The organism is Franconibacter daqui, assembly GCF_014644275.1.
Taxonomy (GTDB): Bacteria; Pseudomonadota; Gammaproteobacteria; order Enterobacterales; family Enterobacteriaceae; genus Franconibacter; species Franconibacter pulveris.
Window position 1 is genome coordinate 12,731 of record NZ_BMKJ01000007.1, and the last position, 16,822, is coordinate 29,552.

Here is a 16,822-nt window from a genome sequence, read left to right on the forward strand (position 1 = left end):
TTCCTTTAGAAACTTTTAATTAGGCTAAAATGCGCGTGCCGATGGACACGCCATTAAATAGTGCGGGCAGCTGCTCCGCGTGGCGCCAGGAGGCGATATCCACCGGGCGGCCCAGCGTGCGGGCGGCGTCCAGCGCCGCGTGCACTTTAACAATCATGCCGTCGGTGATGATGCCCTGGGCGATAAGCTGTTCCGCTTTGGCGGCGGTCATCTCGGCGATGCGCTGGCCTTTGCCGTCCAGGATGCCGCTCACGTCGGAGAGCAGGATCAAATCCGCGCCAAGGGTCGCCGCCAGCGCTGTCGCCGCCTGGTCGGCGTTGACGTTCATCAGCTCGCCCGTTTCCGTCACGCCGATGGAGCTCACCACCGGCAGGAAGCCTGCGTCGAGCAGCGTATTAATCAGCTTCGGCGAACCCGGCTGCGCCTGGCCCACATGGCCCAGCGACTCATCAAGCTGCGTCACGTTGACGCTGTCGCCATCGCCGAGATAAAGGCCGACGGCGGGAATAGCATGTTTTTTCGACCAGGCGAGCAGCGTTTTGTTGGCGGAGCCCGCCAGCGCGCCGGTGATAATGTCTATCTGGTCAGCAGGCGTAACGCGCAGGCCATCTTTTTTCTGCACCGGCAGGTTGAGCTTTTTCATCAGCTCATCCACCACGCAGCCGCCGCCGTGAACGATGACCAGCGGACGCTGGTGGGACTCGCGGTAGTTCACCAGCGCGGTGAACAGACGCTCCAGCGCCTCTTCGCTGTCCAGCAACACGCCACCTAATTTAATAATTAACGGGTTCATCATCTCACCTGACTGTCGGTTAAATAAGAGACTGCGTTTCAGTAAAACCAAAGCGAATATTCGCGCACTGCATCGCCTGCGCCGACGCCCCTTTCAGGAGGTTGTCTTCGGTCGCCACCACGATGAGGTGCTCACCCTGCATGGCGAAGCCGATATCGCAGAACGGCAGGCCCACCACATTTTTCAGCGCCGGCACCCCTTTCTCATACAGGCGCACCAGCGGTTTATCGGCATACGCCTGCTGGAACGCCTCCGTCACCTGCGCCTGGGTAACACCCGGCTTCAGGCGGCAGGTAATGGTTTCCAGAATGCCGCGCGGGAAGTTGCCGAGGTGCGGCGTAAAAATCACCTCTGTCCCCAGATGGGTAGCGATTTCCGGCTGATGACGATGGTTGAACATGCCGTACGGCTGCAGGCTCACTTCGCAGAAGCTGTTAGACATCGCCGCCTTGCGCCCTGCCCCACTCACGCCGCTGGTGGCGTTGATAACCGGCCACTGGCTGAGATCAAGCAGGCCGTTGTCGATAAGCGGTTTTAAGGAGAGCTGCGCCGCCGTCGGGTAGCAGCCCGGCACGGCAACCAGCTTCGCCTCTTTCAGCTTCTCCACGTTCCACTCGGCAAGGCCGTAAACCGCCTGCTCCAGCAGATCCGGATGCTGATGGGTGAAGCCATAAAATTTGTCGTAGAAGGCCGCGTCGTTAACGCGAAACGCGCCGGAGAGATCGAACACCACGCAGCCCGCTTCCAGAAACTGCGGCGCTAAATCGTGGCTCACCTCGTGGGCGGTGGCGAGAAACACCACGTCCAGGTCCCTGGTAAACTCGCTGATGTCGGACATCGGCTGCAGCGGCAAATCGAGAATGCCCTTCAGCTGCGGATGCAAATCGGAGAGCAATTTTCCTGCATCATTGCTTTGCGCTGAGACCGTCAAAGCGGTTATGTTCATATGCGGATGGCGATTCACGTAGGTCGCAAGCTCTGCGCCGGCATAACCGCTGGCGCCAACAATCAGCGTGTTCAACATCGGGGCTGTTTACCTTCTTACCGTCATTTGCTTAAGGCGTTGGCCGCAGGCCTTAGCCGTGTTCGCGAGCGTGGTTCGCATGACCGGAACCCTGCAGTTCCCTCACGCTCAACGTTAATGTATTTTTATTCACTAATATTGCATGAATATTGATACTATCCGACCTAAGGTATGTCAACAGTGAAAACGAAATTACCGCCATTTATCGAGATTTACCGTGCGTTGATCGCCACGCCGTCCATCAGCGCCACCGACGCTGCGCTGGATCAGAGCAATGAGTCTTTAATCAATCTGCTGGCGGGATGGTTTCGCGAACTGGGGTTCAATGTGGAAGTGCAGCCGGTGCCCGGCACGCGCAACAAGTTCAACCTGCTCGCCAGCACCGGAAACGGCGCGGGCGGCCTGTTGCTGGCGGGCCATACCGATACGGTGCCGTTCGATGACGGGCGCTGGACGCGCGACCCGTTTACCCTCACCGAACATGACAATAAGCTTTACGGTCTCGGCACCGCCGACATGAAAGGTTTCTTCGCGTTCATCCTGGATGCGCTGCGGGATGTGGACGTGACGCAGCTGAAAAAGCCGCTCTATATTCTGGCGACCGCCGATGAAGAGACCACCATGGCGGGCGCACGCTATTTCTCTGAAACCACCGCGCTTCGCCCCGACTGCGCCATCATCGGCGAACCCACGTCGCTGCAGCCGGTGCGCGCGCATAAAGGCCATATTTCCAGCGCTATTCGCGTGCTGGGCCAGTCGGGCCACTCCAGCGACCCGGCGCGCGGCGTGAACGCCATTGAGCTGATGCATGAAGCCATTACGCACATCATGGCGCTGCGCGACAACCTGAAAGCGCGCTATCACTACGACGCCTTCACCGTGCCTTATCCGACGCTTAACCTCGGCCACATTCACGGCGGCGACGCGGCTAACCGCATCTGCGCCTGTTGCGAACTGCATATGGATATCCGCCCGCTGCCGGGCATGACGCTGGACGACTTAAACGGCCTGCTGAACGACGCGCTTGAGCCGGTGAGCCTGCGCTGGCCGGGACGCATCAACGTGGCTGAGCTGCACCCGCCGATCCCGGGCTACGAATGCCCGCCGGATCATCAGCTGGTGCAGGTGGTGGAAAAGCTGCTCGGCGCGCAAACCGACGTGGTGAACTACTGCACCGAAGCGCCGTTTATCCAGACGCTCTGCCCTACGCTGGTGCTCGGCCCAGGCTCCATTAACCAGGCGCATCAGCCGGATGAGTTTCTGGAAACGCGCTTTATCAAGCCGACTCGCGAATTAATTACGCAGGTTGTGCATCATTTTTGCTGGCATTAAAAGTTGTGCATAAGGGGGCGATCGCCCCCTTTTTATTCTGCCGATCGGGCAAATTCCATAAGAAACGCTTATTAGCCATCTGGTGAATTAAATTTCGTAAATTGCGGAGATCTGCTCGTCAGCTGAAGCGATTTCGCAGCAATTGACGAACGGGGTTTGGCGTGGCTTTATAAAAGACAACGAAGAGGCTTAGTCCGAAAGATTTCGAGTCGCAGCAAGGCGGCAAGCGAGCGTATCCCAGGGAGCTTACTTAAGTAAGTGACCCGGGTGGGCGAGAGCAGCCAACGCCGCTGTGGCTTGAAAGATGCAGGACTTTTACAGGTGAGATGGGGTGTCTGGGGTAAATGAACGAACAATATTCCGCTTTGCGAAGTAACGTCAGTATGCTCGGCAAGTTGCTTGGGGATACCATCAAGGGTGCGCTGGGAGAGAACATCCTGGACCGGGTGGAAACCATCCGCAAACTGTCGAAATCGTCCCGTGCCGGCAATGAAGCCGACCGCCAGGAACTGTTAACCACGCTGCAAAACCTGTCCAACGACGAGCTGCTGCCGGTCGCCCGCGCGTTCAGCCAGTTCCTTAATCTGGCCAACACCGCCGAACAGTACCACAGCATTTCGCCCAAAGGCGAAGCGGCCAGCAATCCGGAAATCATCGCCCGCACGCTGCGTAAACTCAAAGACCAACCGGACATCAACGAAGCCGCCATCAAGCAGGCTGTGGAATCGCTGTCGCTGGAGCTGGTGCTCACCGCCCACCCGACCGAGATCACCCGCCGTACGCTTATTCATAAAATGGTCGAAGTGAATAACTGCTTAAAGCAGCTCGACCATAAAGACATCGCCGACTATGAGCGCAACCAGATTATGCGTCGTCTGCGCCAGCTGCTGGCTCAGTCCTGGCATACTGATGAAATTCGTAAATACCGCCCAAGCCCGGTAGATGAAGCCAAATGGGGCTTCGCGGTGGTGGAAAACAGCCTGTGGGAAGGGGTGCCGAACTACCTGCGCGAGCTGAACGAGCAGCTGGAATCGCAGCTTGGTTATAAGCTGCCGGTCGATTTTGTCCCGGTGCGTTTTACCTCCTGGATGGGCGGCGATCGCGACGGCAACCCGAACGTCACCGCCGATATCTCCCGCCACGTGCTGCTGCTGAGCCGCTGGAAAGCGACCGATCTGTTCCTGAAAGATATTCAGCTGCTTATCTCTGAACTTTCCATGGTGGAGTGCACCGACGAACTGCGCGAAATGGTCGGCGCGGAAGGCGCCACCGAACCGTACCGCTATCTGCTGAAAGGGCTGCGCGCGCAATTGCTGGCAACGCAGGCCTGGCTGGAAGCGCGCCTGAAGGGCCAGAAGCTGCCGAAGCCGCAGGGGCTGCTTACCCAGAACGAACAGCTGTGGGAGCCGCTTTACGCCTGTTACCAGTCGCTGGTGGCGTGCGGCATGGGCATTATCGCCAACGGCGAACTGCTCGACACGCTGCGCCGCGTGAAGTGTTTCGGCGTGCCGCTGGTGCGCATCGATATTCGCCAGGAGAGCACCCGCCACACCGAAGCGCTGGGTGAACTGACCCGCTACCTCGGCATTGGCGACTATGAAAGCTGGTCCGAAGCCGACAAGCAGGCGTTCCTTATTCGCGAACTGAACTCTAAACGTCCGCTGCTGCCGCGCCAGTGGGAGCCGAGCGAAGAGACGCGTGAAGTGCTCGACACCTGCCGCGTGATTGCCGAAGCGCCGCGCGGCTCCGTCGCCGCCTACGTTATCTCGATGGCGAAAACACCGTCCGACGTGCTGGCGGTTCACCTGCTGCTGAAAGAGGCGGGCATCGGCTTCGCGCTGCCTGTCGCGCCGCTGTTTGAAACCCTGGACGACCTGAACAACGCCAACGACGTGATGACCCAGCTTCTGAACATCGACTGGTATCGCGGCTTTATTCAGGGCAAGCAGATGGTGATGATTGGCTATTCCGACTCCGCGAAAGACGCGGGCGTGATGGCCGCTTCCTGGGCGCAGTACCAGGCGCAGGACGCGCTGATCAAAACCTGCGAGAAGGCGGGCATTGCGCTGACGCTGTTCCACGGTCGCGGCGGCTCTATCGGCCGCGGCGGCGCGCCAGCCCACGCGGCGCTGCTCTCCCAGCCGCCGGGTAGCCTGAAAGGCGGCCTGCGCGTCACCGAACAGGGCGAGATGATCCGCTTTAAATACGGCCTGCCGGAAGTCACCATCAGCAGCCTGTCGCTCTATACCAGCGCTATCCTGGAAGCGAACCTGCTGCCGCCGCCGGAGCCGAAAAAAGCGTGGCGCCAGGTAATGGACGAGCTGTCGGTTATCTCCTGCAACATGTATCGCGGCTATGTGCGCGAAAACAAAGATTTCGTGCCTTACTTCCGCTCCGCCACGCCGGAACAGGAGCTCGGCAAGCTGCCGCTTGGCTCCCGCCCGGCGAAGCGTCGCCCGACCGGCGGCGTGGAATCGCTGCGCGCCATTCCGTGGATCTTCGCCTGGACGCAGAACCGCCTGATGCTCCCCGCCTGGCTTGGCGCGGGCGCGGCGTTGCGCAAGGTGGTGGAAGACGGCAAGCAGAGCGAGCTGGAAACCATGTGCCGCGACTGGCCGTTCTTCTCTACCCGCCTCGGCATGCTGGAGATGGTTTACTCCAAAGCGGACCTGTGGCTGGCGGAATATTACGACCAGCGCCTGGTGAAAAAAGAGCTCTGGACGCTCGGCAAAGAGCTGCGCGAGCTGCTGGAAGCGGACATCAAAGTGGTGCTGGATATCGCCAACGACTCGCATCTGATGGCGGACCTGCCGTGGATTGCCGAGTCCATCCAGCTGCGTAATATCTACACCGACCCGCTGAACGTGCTGCAGGCTGAACTCTTGCACCGTTCACGCCTGGCGGAAGAACAGGGCCAGGAGCCTGACCCACGCGTTGAACAGGCGCTGATGGTCACCATCGCTGGCGTCGCGGCGGGCATGCGTAATACCGGTTAAGCGCTGACGTCAAAAAACAAATCCCCGCCCGACGCGGGGATTTTTTTATTCTTCATTTATGCACACCATCCTCACCCCACCAGAAACAGAGGCGGCGCCACAAGGCCAATAAAGCCGATGACGCCACTCACCGCCACCAACGAGGCGCCCAGCCGCGTCGACCGCTGCGCCTGCCCTGTCGGGGGTTATAGCTTAGTCTGCCTGCTCATCGCCGCGTAAAAAGCAGGGCGTAGTGAGTGCTTCCACCAGATAGCCCAGCAGCTCGTACAGCAGCCCTGTCAGGGTTTTCGCTATGCCCTCTTCAAGCCTGTTATCAAGCAGCAGAGTATTGAGCGCGGCGCAGTACTCGCGCAGCAAATCTTCATCCGGCGCGAAGGGCGAATCCGGCAAAGGCGGCAGCGAATCAGTGGTTAGCGCCTCCTGATGCGCCGGAGAGAGCGGCGCTTCCAGACGTTTTTCCAGCGCGTGGAGATACGCCCCGATGGCGCGGCAGACCACGGGCCGCTCGGTACGGTTTTTAGTGTCGATAAGCAGGTCGGAGAGCACTTCAAGGGTCTGCGCGAGGTCGACATAGTCGCACTTTTCGCTGCGCAGTTCGCCGTAGACCAGCGGGTTCCAGGGAGTGGTGCGGAAGATATCGTGCAGGGTGAAGATATGTTGGGTCATGACTTTTTCCATTCGATAGTCATTTGCTTTTCGCGACCACCTGAGACGCCAAACTCAGGTGGCAGCCCGGACAGGGTTGGCGTACAAGTTGAATGGATACTGGCGAACCTTGCGGTTCCCCTGCCCGAGCCGCCGCTGAGAGTATACCCTGAAAAAGGGTAGCAACGGGGTACGACACGTAAGACGCAGCGCGTCTTGTATCTCCATTCATTTTTCAGGACGCCAATCCCGGCGTCTGATTTTGCAGACGCGGGAGCAGATTACGGCTGTAAATTTGTACAGGCAAGATGAGGCGAGGAGATTCGGAGTTTGGCCCGATAATATTTCTTTACAGGTTAACGGTGGGCTTTCGGTTTACTTCCTGCACGTATTTTCTCGGTTGGAAATAAAGGCTGAAGAATAATCTCTTCATTGAAAATATATAAAACAGGGCGCAAAGCCGTCACGTCATCGATATTTTCCGCGATCAGCTTTACATTTGTTTTAAAGACGGGAATATCTGCATCATCCGCCAGCACAAAAACCGGCTGATTATTAAGAAGGCCGGAATTAAGGCTCGCATCCAGACTCTCGTGATCGGCATGATCCATTCCAGACCATGCCACACCGCCATGTGGAGAAAGGTAGCCTGAAAGGATGTTGATAGCCACGTTTTCCTGCTCACCTTCAACGATGTGGAAGTCAGCCTTCAGCGCGGCTTTGCATTCTTCAAAAAGTGTCATGGGGTTAGTCAGCGGAAAAAACTGCCGGAAAATAAGCATTAATTTTATCGTTATCCAGTACCAGATCAACCGTGAAATCAAGGGTGCGGGATACGGCGATACCACTGCGAAGCGCTGGCGGGAAATCGTCAACCGAAGCAAATTTTGTGGGAACTATATACCTGAAATAATCACCCATTTTCGTTTCACCTTCATATCCAAAAGGATAGTCCTGCCCCGGGGAAGAGCCTTCTACTCCCCAGTAAATAAATAATCCTTTATTGATAGCCAGGTTAGCATCGCTGTATTTTCCTGATTCTGACCACTCATTTTTTAATTTATTTATAATATACTCTTTATTGAGATTATCCCTGAAACGCCATGCAGAAAATAAATCCACCGTAAAATCACCGCCTTTATCAGCGGGATAAGTTGAATAATCAGGAGACTCTTCCCAGACGAACTCACTCATACTGTCAAGCAGCGCTTCAACGTTATCAATACGTAGCAAGGCCTCAGGTAAATCACCAAAGCAGTTGTTAAGCATAAAAGCTATTCGTCCTGGTCGATCCATCGCGAACCATGTGTAGATTGCGCCAAATCCTGGCACCCTGTCCGGCTTAAGAACGCTCATGTTTGCTCTCTTTATTAAAAATATTAGAGGAAGCGCAGTGCGACCAGCCACATACAAAGCCACGCATTCGTTTTATCTTCTCGATATAAACATTGCGTATCTTCTGAACCGGTTGTTTAGCTTTACCGCATGCTTAAGCTGGCGTTACTCAGCAGTTACTCAATGCGGATTTATAGCTCACCCGCCACACTGGCTTCCCACCACGCCAGGCTTACTTACAACGGCTAAAAGCCAGCCGCAAACCGGCGCCAACTTCAGCAGGCGAACTGTTTGTTGAAAGAATAACGTCCTTAATGCCATCGCCTTTAGTCCGCCCCCAGGCTTCTAACTTTTCATGGCGCGTGGGGATTATGGTAATGACATCGTTCACGCAATGCACCGTGCATTTTTTCATATCTTTAAATAAGGCCTTGTTACTCTTATAACCGTAACGCGCCTTCAACATAGCCACCCAGTCCGAATAATTACTCTTACTTTTCTCCGGATTAAAAAAGACTGTGCGCTCTTGCAGATCGTTTAGTGTTCGACTGTTAGACAAAGCCTGAATGAGCGCTTCGCCCAGGCCATGATCATCCACTGTTGGCATAAGTAAATCAGACGGAAAAGCCGGATCGCGCCCTACTCTTCCTAATCCTGAACAGGTGTCGATGCAAATAAAATCCTCAGTGCAACATGCACTCGCCCAGTAATCCTGGTTTTGGTTAAATTTCATTATTTCCTTAATTCCCGCTTAATATATCTTCTACTCAAATCAAGTTTATTACCCTGCACCTGTATCATAACAGCTCAGAAATCCGTTTTATTCAAGCAAATATCGGACTTTGACCTGGGCCATTCATTAATGAAATACATTTCAATAAGTGAGCTTGTTACGCATTAATAATACAAACCAGGCCATATAGAGCAATCTTGACACCCACAATAACAGAAGGCACTTTGACAGTCCTCCTCTCAAGAAAAATTCTTTTATAAAAAGAATTTTACCATTATTATTATAAACCAACCCAGAAAAGAACTTCCCGTGCACAATAAATAAAATAACAGCAAGCACACCAGGAATATTATTAAGAAGCGCTATTGGATCGTTCGCCCTGCTAAACTCCAGCGCAAGACCAAAGCAATAAATAAAAATCAAAAGCAAGGCTGCCAGGTTCGATCCAGTATTCCTGCCAAAAAAGTTCCCTGAGAAGCTTTTCCGTTTCCTGATGATAGTTTATCTAACATAAACGCCACAGTCACCGACGCCAGGACCGCTTTGCTCAGGTTGTTTTTGTGCAGTTCTGTATTATCCGCTACTGGTTCAAGTTCAGAGATCGAATAAGCAACCAGTCCATATCTTCAGCGAAAAATAGCGCCTCTGAAGCCATCCGGTTAAAGGCCTCAATCCATAGCGACAGCTGTTTCCAGCTTATCAAACCAACCTCGCTCCCTTCTGCGCGTAAAGGAAAGAGATAAAGCGCGGACTCAAACCCATAGAAACCATTTTTAGTTTCTAAAAAGGAGATCAGTTCTTTCACTGCCGGAAACGGCCAGGTCGCTAACTGCTGGCTTTCAGGGCGTTCTGAAGACTGACTGTCACTGCAAATGGACAATAATTTTTCAGTGAATCTACCTATATTTTTCAACTTCCGCCATAGCCTGGATAATCAATGCGAATTTGTATCTCACCCGCCACGCCCGGCTTACTTACAACGGCTCAAAGCCAGCCGCAAACCGGCGCCAATTTCAGCAGGCGAATTATTTGTCGAAAGAATAACGTCCTCAATGCCATCGCCTTTAGACCGCCCCCAGGCTTCTAACTTTTCATGGCGCGTTGGGATTATTGTAATGATATCGTTCACGCAGTGCACAGTGCATTTTTTCATATCTTTAAATAACGTTTTTTTGGTCTTATATTGATACTGCTCTAGCAACATAGCTGTCCAATTTTTATATCTTTCTTTAACTTTATCGGCATCAAAAAAAGCCGCACGCTCTTCGCGTACTACCAGACTTCTGCTATCCGACAATGCCTGTAAAATAGCGTCACCTATGCGCATATCATCAGCGTCTGGTGGAAGCAAACGAGAAGGGAACAAAGCGTCCCTTCCGGTCATGCCTAGCCCAGAATAAGTATCAATGCAAAAAAAATCATTCGTTATAAAGACATTAGCCCAGTAATCCTGGTTTTGGTTAAATTTCATTATTTCCTTAATTCCCGCTTAATATATCTTCTACTCAAATCAAGTTTATTACCCTGCACCTGTATCATAACAGCTCAGAAATCCGTTTTATTCAAGCAAATATCGGACTTTGACCTGGGCCATTCATTAATGAAATACATTTCAATAAGTGAGCTTGTTACGCATTAATAATATAAGCCAGGCCACATAGAGCAATCTTGACAACCACAATAACAGAAGGCACTTTGACAGTCCTCCTCTCAAGAAAAATTCTTTTATAAAAAGAATTTTACTATTACTATTATAAACCAACCCAGAAAAGAACTTCCCGTGCACAATAAATAAAATAACAGCAAGCACACCAGGAATATTATTAAGAAGCGCTAGTGGATCGTTCGCCTTGTTAAACTCCAGCGCAAGACCAAAGCAATAAATAAAAATCAAAAGCAAGGCTGTCAGGTTCGATCCAGTATTCCTGCAAAAAAAAGATAGTCACTAAAAACAAGAACATCCTTCCCTGGTTTAGCGCCACCCAAAACTTTATAGACAAAAAGAAAAAATATAATTGCCAAAGCTGCCAGCGATATAGCCAACCCAACAGCATTAAAATAAAAGAAATAGTTATTAGAAATCATGATGGTATATCTCCCTGGTCGATTCTCCATCTATATCTATATTCAACGGCGGTAATTTAGATTCACCGCTCACGCCAACCGATGGTCCGAATCCAACTGAGAGGCCTATCCCGCCTTTACTCCCAGTGACAGTAGCGCCTCCAACAAGCCAACCAAAATTATAAGCATGTTCTCTCAGCTTTTACATGTACTCCATGGAATTTGCAACAGTAGCTCCAGCCGGATAATTATTCACAGCTTCCAGAATGTAATTAGCCGTCATAGCCTCTGTTATACCAAAGCCACATTAAGATCGCTCTATATTCTACCGCATTTCTAATTTTAGGCAGAGGCAGAGCCTGAAAAACAGGCTCATTTATAAAAAAACAATATTATATATAAGCTTAATCATTTAATCTTAAGCGCAACGAGACACCAACCTCTGCGAGTACTTTCTCGACTTCATGAAAAAAAACATTACTTCATCTGGAGGATTGTTTTTGAAATATATTTCAATCCTTTTTTTGGCATCTTTATGAACTGTAGGAAAATTATATTTTATTTCTCCTCCTTCTATAAATCTAATGTATGAGTTTATTTTCTCCTGCAACTTATACAAATGTTCATTAGTTGCGCTCCTCCATGCCAGATGATCAGAGATAGCCAGACTAACAACGTCTGGCTCGTTTTCAGGTATCCCCATAAAATCTATCTTATTAATATCTTCTACTGACATATTTAACCTTTGCCTTTATCTGGTGTTACCACATTAACTTTAGCAGGTGGAATTAAAATTCCTCTTCAAAACCGGGCTTACCCGCTCCAGAAATCACTCCACCATGCTTCTCAATTTCGGATGATGCCGGACTGCCTCGTTATCACCACCCAGAACACCCGCGAGCTGTACGGCTGCGCCGAAGGCTTAAGCGTGGCTTACGTCAACCAGCAGAAGATGAAGCGTTGGCTGGAAGGATTTCCGGGGGCGCTTAACGACACCGGCGATCTGCCGGTGATTAAGCGCGATCGTTATGACTGTCTGTTTCGCAGTCAGTGACGGTTAAAAGGTAAAAATTCCGGCTCGATGGCCGGGATCTTTCTCCACTAAAAACTAATTCAATTTATTAATTAATTGAAGCACTTGATCATATAGTTGTTTATCATCCAGTTCATATTCTTCTCGATCCGGTTCTGGATTATATAAATCAGCTAAACAAAAGATGCTAGATAAACACTCACTTAATCTTTCGTCGTCTTTCAAAATAATATGATTATCACGTTCTATTCGCCATAATTCTATATAAGCATCAGCAAACACTTCAGCTGATAATCTTTCTTTAATGAAAGACTTAGCAAATTCTAAAATCACAACGCTCATCCTAAGACTCCATTTTTCATAAAATTGTCATATTGCGGGATTCTTGGTGTAAGTTTAAATCCTGTGACGAAAGCACCTGGCTATCAAGAACAACTGCATTGTTAGTCGCTGAATTAAAGAAAACTTTTGAATCTTTCACAAACCCATAACTACCTTGCTCTACTGTTGCTGTATCTCCCATATGGTTCCTGATAGCAGCCTCATATTGACTAAGTGTTTCCGGATTCTTCTTCGTAGTCATAACTCCAAAATCTTCAGCATGTTTAAATTTTTTATCGAGTTGCTTGAAACTAATCTCGGTTAACTCATCAGCCACATTCTTCGGTGAAATAACCCCCTTCGCCGCATTAGCCGCCACAGCTTCCGATTTTGCCGCCGTTGCTTCTGTAACCGTCTTACCTATTCCAACAGCACCGCCAGCGCCAACACCGCCCGGCACGATAGCTTCCGATACCTGGATACCGACGCTGTTCAGACACAGTACAACATTACCGGCACATGACTGGATTGCCGCCTGCGCCGCCGCTGCGATTTCCGGTGTAGCTGCAGCCGGTATACCACCGCCAAGACCGGCCGGAAGGGCCACCGTCAGCGCATCCTGCATCGCCAGCCCTTTCTGGCACGAGGCTGAATCCGGGTCCGTGCTGCAGGATGCGATATTTTTCGCATGCTCTCTGACCGCCTTCGCCTGTCCTTCTTCGGTTCCACCACCCAGAAGGTTATTCTCAACCGCATTTTTCCCTGCCTGCGCGCCGGTTAACGCACTGGCGCTGCTGTCTCCGGCAATGCCGCCAGCAAGCCCTGCCGCAAGCGTTGAGAAAGCGCTGATGGTCTGCTTCTCTTCTTCGGTCAGGTCCGCTGCGCTTTTGCCCGGGAACATCTGCGCCAGCAAGATGTGAGCTGCCTGTTCCCCTGCCACCGCACCGGCAGCGCCTGCCAGAGCGTTGCGTCCCTGAAGCTCCGCCACGACGGCTCCGGCGATGGCATGGGCAATCGCTTTACTGCCCTCGTCCAGGTTCAGCTTATGGCCGATAACATCCAACACCGCAGACTGCGTCGTGCCTACGGCGTGACCGCTGCCGCGCAACTGAAGCGCCGCAACCCACCACCCCAGCCGGGCCGTGCGTAATGCGATATTTTTACGCGGCGAGTGGATTGGACAGGCGGGATTTACTGACGGGATGCTGGTAAAAATCCGGGTGATGCCCGACTGCATCGTCATCACCACCCGGAACAGCCGCGAGCTGTGGGGCTGCGCCGAGGGGCTGAGCGTGACTTACGTCAACAGGCCGAAGATGCTCCAGTGGTTCAAGACCTTCCCCGGCGCGCTGAACGACACCGGCGATTTGTCGGTGATCAAGCGCGGGGATGGGCATTGTGGGTAAGCCTGACGGCTGATAAACAGATCCCGGCGCAGTGGCCGGGATCTGTTTATCTACTCTTTTCTTAGATATACCAGTAAACCATTTGTATTCTTTATCCTCTGTGGATAATCAAGACGCTGAACTGTTGTATCTACAGTAAAATCATCATCAAAATCGGCAATAATTTCCGTTTCTATTACCGATGCAAGCTCTTCGTCGTCCTCATCAACTTCACCTTCAAAATAAAAAAGTAAGCTAATGTTCTTACCTGATAATTCAGCAATAACGGCTCTAATATTAGGGGTAACGTTTCCCAACAAAGCCCTCTGCAATGAAAGTCTCAGGTATACACTTAAATCAGATAAAACCATTACTCATCCTTATTATTCTGAAGGTCTTGCGGGAACAATATGCACACCGTTTTTACCATAGTGGACTATGCCATTTGTAGTAGGTATGGATACTCCTGTCTGAGGGTCAATATAGTTTCCAATATTTTGACCATAATTTATTCGTTCCTTAGAACCGGGAATGCCTACAGGAGTATTACCTACCTGCTGACCCGTTCCCAGTTTGGGTAGCAATGAATCAGGCGCTACGGTAAGAACGCTTTTATTCAAACCCGCTTCGGAAGCTATTTTATACTCGTTCGTCCCCGGTAAGTGCTTGTTCTGTTGTCCTTTATTAATCGTAAACTTACCAATACCACCACCTTTAAGCGGATCCCCGTCAGCGTCCAGCACATTCGGTGTCAGTGGATTAATCGGAATAACTTTTATTGGACGGTTGCCATGGAGGCTCTTGATTTCCTCTTCATCATCACTCAGCGAGTTATTCTCAACCGCATTTTTCCCTGCCTGCGCGCCGGTTAACACACTGGCGCTGCTGTCTCCGGCAATGCCGCCAGCAAGCCCTGCCGCAAGCGTTGAGAAAGCGCTGATGGTCTGCTTCTGTTCTTCGGTCAGGTCCGCTGCGCTTTTGCCCGGAAGCCTGAACGTTATGCGCTTCACCAAGAAAGCGGTGCAGTAGCCGAAGGCGTTTTCGGAGCGCTTAATGACACTGGCGATCTGTCGGTGTACAAGCGCGGGGATGGGCGTTTTGCTTGATGACTGATAATACGATCCCGACGATCAAACTGGGATCGCTTTTGTTAAAAAAAGAAAAAAATCCCTGTATTAAATTTGATAGCAAGGTTAATTTGCGATAATAACTTATTCAGAATATCATCACCCGGATTAAATAATATTGTTTCCTTAGTGATCGCTTGTGCTTGGTAGAGATCATTTAGGCCAATTATTCCTTCGTCTTCGTAATCATCAATATTCTTCCCCAGCTTTTCATTGATTAAGGTAAGCACGCCAGTGTCCCATAACTTCTTATAATCACTTTCATCAAGAAACACCTCTATAAGATCATCATCCATACACTCGTCATACTCAAGGCGCTCTATGGTAACTGCATTTACAGGAACTGACAGACATTTCATATTATTTTTTCCTATCAATGTTAAAATGAGTTACTTCGTTATATTCATCCTGAGATCTACTAGTTTGCTTACCATTCTCCAACGTTTTGTTATTGGGAATATTTCCATCAAGGTCTAAATATGCCCTTTTCCACTGGCATTGGGATTATAAATACGAAGTAATTTCCTGATGTGTCTTCTATAACCTGAATACCCGTTTGAGGATTGGTGTAAATGCGTTTTCCTTTTCCTGTTGTTGTAATAACAGGGTTGTTACCAGCGAATTTTTTAATAGCAGCATTAAGGTCACCAGTAGGCCAATTACTTGAGTATTGTTGTGCTCTTTTTGCTCTATCAGTGACATTAGTAGCGTTAGTCTTATTACTAACTTTAGAACCAATAACGCTCATAGCCGTTTCGATCAGCATCATATTCCGCTGATCTTCTTTGGTTTTCTGAGCGGCGTCTTCCGGTGAAAACCCTTGATTCACCAGTTCCTTCTCACGAAGCTCTGCATTGAAGAACCCAGACAGAGGGCCACCACCCCCACCCAGCCAGCTCATATATTCAGAGCGACCAATTTTATCGTTATCCACTCTCCCGCCAAAAGCTAACTCTCTGGCTAAGTCATGGTTGATAAACGCCAGTTCTTCACGGCTCAGCTCCTCATTCAGAGCCATCTGTTTCAGGGTTTCGATGGTCTTGTCGCTGGCCTGACGGTATTCCTGCCAGACGGTCTGTTTACAGCTGTCATCCTGACAGGCGGCAAGCTTATCGCGCATATCTTCAACAGAAGGCAGATTCTTATCAAGGATCTTCTGGCTTAATTCTTTGGCTTTACCACAGGCTTCTGCTGACATCGTCCGGCAATCACCGAGGTCACGGGAGGCCAACGCATTATTCTCAACCGCATTTTTCCCTGCCTGCGCGCCGGTTAACGCACTGGCGCTGCTGTCTCCGGCAATGCCGCCAGCAAGCCCTGCCGCAAGCGTTGAGAAAGCGCTGATGGTCTGCTTCTCTTCTTCGGTCAGGTCCGCTGCGCTTTTGCCCGGGAACATCTGCGCCAGCAAGATGTGAGCTGCCTGTTCCCCTGCCACCGCACCGGCAGCGCCTGCCAGAGCATTGCGTCCCTGAAGCTCCGCCACGACGGCTCCGGCGATGGCATGGGCAATCGCTTTACTGCCCTCGTCCAGATTCAGCTTATGGCCGATAACATCCGCCAGGTACGGCGCTGCGCCACCTGCCAGCGCCGACTGAACGTCCCCGCCCGCCAGGCCCGCTGGTTCGCCTGGTCGCGAGTGGTGATGATGCCATCCCATCGCAGACTGCGTCGTGCCTTCAGCGTGGCTGCCGCCGCACAACTGAAGCGCCGCAACCCACCACCCGCTGCGAGTACTACAGCCGGGCCGTGCATAAGGCGATATTTTTACGCGGCGAGTGGATACCACAGGCGGGATTTATTGTGGGGATACCAATGAAAATCAGGGTGATGACCGACTGCATCGTCATCACCACCTGGAACAGCCGCGAGCTGTGGGGCTGCGCCGAGGGGCTGAGCGTGACTTACGTCAACAGGCCAAAGATGCTCCAGTGGTTCAAGACCTTCCCCGGCGCGCTGAACGACACCGGCGATGTGTCGGTGATCAAGCGCGGGAACGGGCATTTTGCCTGACGGCTGGCAACACGATCCCGGCGC

20 protein-coding genes and 2 pseudogenes are annotated in these 16,822 nt (G+C 51.5%); 6 read left to right on the plus strand and 16 right to left on the minus strand.

Going from position 1 to position 16,822, the window contains the following annotated elements; translation table 11 throughout:
- Positions 1-19 precede the first annotated feature (19 nt).
- Complete coding sequence (argB, locus tag IEX01_RS18770) at positions 20-796, minus strand: acetylglutamate kinase (RefSeq protein WP_125454208.1); 777 nt, start codon at positions 794-796, stop codon at positions 20-22.
- A 16-nt stretch (positions 797-812) separates the two neighbouring features.
- Positions 813-1,817: an N-acetyl-gamma-glutamyl-phosphate reductase gene (argC, locus tag IEX01_RS18775; RefSeq protein WP_024557932.1), complete on the minus strand. Its 1,005-nt coding sequence runs from the start codon at positions 1,815-1,817 to the stop codon at positions 813-815.
- A gap of 180 nt (positions 1,818-1,997) precedes the next feature.
- Here argC and argE point away from each other — a divergent pair, with 180 nt between their 5' ends.
- Complete coding sequence (gene argE, locus IEX01_RS18780) at positions 1,998-3,149, plus strand: acetylornithine deacetylase (RefSeq protein ID WP_024557931.1); 1,152 nt, start codon at positions 1,998-2,000, stop codon at positions 3,147-3,149.
- Between the two features lie 344 nt (positions 3,150-3,493).
- Positions 3,494-6,145 carry a phosphoenolpyruvate carboxylase gene (gene ppc / locus IEX01_RS18785; protein WP_024557930.1) on the plus strand — a complete coding sequence of 884 codons (2,652 nt, stop codon included), beginning with the start codon at positions 3,494-3,496 and terminating at the stop codon, positions 6,143-6,145.
- Positions 6,146-6,337: 192 nt separating this feature from the next.
- Here the strand turns inward: ppc and IEX01_RS18790 are convergent, their stop codons facing one another.
- The 8 genes from IEX01_RS18790 to IEX01_RS18830 form a co-directional block, all read right to left on the minus strand.
- Positions 6,338-6,811 carry a hypothetical protein gene (locus IEX01_RS18790; protein WP_188724344.1) on the minus strand — a complete coding sequence of 158 codons (474 nt, stop codon included), beginning with the start codon at positions 6,809-6,811 and terminating at the stop codon, positions 6,338-6,340.
- Between the two features lie 335 nt (positions 6,812-7,146).
- Positions 7,147-7,533 carry a CDI toxin immunity protein gene (locus IEX01_RS18795; RefSeq protein WP_188724345.1) on the minus strand — a complete coding sequence of 129 codons (387 nt, stop codon included), beginning with the start codon at positions 7,531-7,533 and terminating at the stop codon, positions 7,147-7,149.
- Positions 7,534-7,537: 4 nt separating this feature from the next.
- Positions 7,538-8,146 carry a hypothetical protein gene (locus IEX01_RS18800; RefSeq protein ID WP_188724346.1) on the minus strand — a complete coding sequence of 203 codons (609 nt, stop codon included), beginning with the start codon at positions 8,144-8,146 and terminating at the stop codon, positions 7,538-7,540.
- 211 nt (positions 8,147-8,357) lie between these two features.
- Complete coding sequence (locus IEX01_RS18805) at positions 8,358-8,858, minus strand: contact-dependent growth inhibition system immunity protein (protein WP_188724347.1); 501 nt, start codon at positions 8,856-8,858, stop codon at positions 8,358-8,360.
- Between the two features lie 580 nt (positions 8,859-9,438).
- Complete coding sequence (locus IEX01_RS18810) at positions 9,439-9,771, minus strand: hypothetical protein (protein ID WP_188724348.1); 333 nt, start codon at positions 9,769-9,771, stop codon at positions 9,439-9,441.
- Between the two features lie 57 nt (positions 9,772-9,828).
- The gene (locus tag IEX01_RS18815) at positions 9,829-10,329 is read right to left on the minus strand and encodes a contact-dependent growth inhibition system immunity protein (RefSeq protein ID WP_188724349.1); all 501 of its coding nucleotides are present in this window, start codon (positions 10,327-10,329) and stop codon (positions 9,829-9,831) included.
- A 434-nt stretch (positions 10,330-10,763) separates the two neighbouring features.
- A complete protein-coding gene (locus IEX01_RS18820; protein ID WP_188724350.1) occupies positions 10,764-10,943 on the minus strand; it encodes a hypothetical protein in 180 nt (59 codons plus the stop codon).
- A 397-nt stretch (positions 10,944-11,340) separates the two neighbouring features.
- Positions 11,341-11,658, minus strand: a complete 318-nt coding sequence (locus IEX01_RS18830) for a DUF6572 domain-containing protein (protein ID WP_188724351.1) — start codon at positions 11,656-11,658, stop codon at positions 11,341-11,343.
- A gap of 120 nt (positions 11,659-11,778) precedes the next feature.
- Between IEX01_RS18830 and IEX01_RS18835 the strand changes: the two genes are divergently transcribed.
- Positions 11,779-11,976 (plus strand): hypothetical protein, encoded by a 198-nt coding sequence (locus IEX01_RS18835; protein WP_024560416.1) that lies wholly within the window; start codon positions 11,779-11,781, stop codon positions 11,974-11,976.
- A gap of 54 nt (positions 11,977-12,030) precedes the next feature.
- On the opposite strand, the gene IEX01_RS18840 is transcribed toward IEX01_RS18835, so the two are convergent.
- The gene (locus IEX01_RS18840) at positions 12,031-12,297 is read right to left on the minus strand and encodes a colicin immunity domain-containing protein (RefSeq protein ID WP_024560417.1); all 267 of its coding nucleotides are present in this window, start codon (positions 12,295-12,297) and stop codon (positions 12,031-12,033) included.
- A gap of 16 nt (positions 12,298-12,313) precedes the next feature.
- Positions 12,314-13,342, minus strand: coding sequence for a VENN motif pre-toxin domain-containing protein (locus IEX01_RS21625; RefSeq protein ID WP_308423982.1), 1,029 nt, complete (start codon positions 13,340-13,342; stop codon positions 12,314-12,316).
- Positions 13,343-13,418: 76 nt separating this feature from the next.
- On the opposite strand from IEX01_RS21625, the pseudogene IEX01_RS21765 reads away from it, so the two are divergent.
- Positions 13,419-13,478: pseudogene (locus IEX01_RS21765) on the plus strand (hypothetical protein); the annotation flags it as partial.
- Entirely contained in the window at positions 13,479-13,682 is a 204-nt protein-coding gene (locus tag IEX01_RS18855; RefSeq protein WP_308423991.1) for a hypothetical protein, read from the plus strand.
- A gap of 50 nt (positions 13,683-13,732) precedes the next feature.
- On the opposite strand, the gene IEX01_RS18860 is transcribed toward IEX01_RS18855, so the two are convergent.
- From IEX01_RS18860 to IEX01_RS21865, 4 genes and pseudogenes are all read right to left on the minus strand, one after another.
- Complete coding sequence (locus IEX01_RS18860) at positions 13,733-14,032, minus strand: MafI2 family immunity protein (protein ID WP_029590827.1); 300 nt, start codon at positions 14,030-14,032, stop codon at positions 13,733-13,735.
- Between the two features lie 12 nt (positions 14,033-14,044).
- Positions 14,045-14,671 carry a VENN motif pre-toxin domain-containing protein gene (locus IEX01_RS18865; RefSeq protein ID WP_188724353.1) on the minus strand — a complete coding sequence of 209 codons (627 nt, stop codon included), beginning with the start codon at positions 14,669-14,671 and terminating at the stop codon, positions 14,045-14,047.
- A gap of 140 nt (positions 14,672-14,811) precedes the next feature.
- The gene (locus IEX01_RS18870) at positions 14,812-15,147 is read right to left on the minus strand and encodes a hypothetical protein (RefSeq protein WP_188724354.1); all 336 of its coding nucleotides are present in this window, start codon (positions 15,145-15,147) and stop codon (positions 14,812-14,814) included.
- Positions 15,148-15,995: 848 nt separating this feature from the next.
- Positions 15,996-16,403: pseudogene (locus tag IEX01_RS21865) on the minus strand (VENN motif pre-toxin domain-containing protein); the annotation flags it as partial.
- A 131-nt stretch (positions 16,404-16,534) separates the two neighbouring features.
- Here IEX01_RS21865 and IEX01_RS21630 point away from each other — a divergent pair.
- A complete protein-coding gene (locus IEX01_RS21630) occupies positions 16,535-16,798 on the plus strand; it encodes a SymE family type I addiction module toxin (protein ID WP_308423983.1) in 264 nt (87 codons plus the stop codon).
- Positions 16,799-16,822 lie beyond the last annotated feature (24 nt).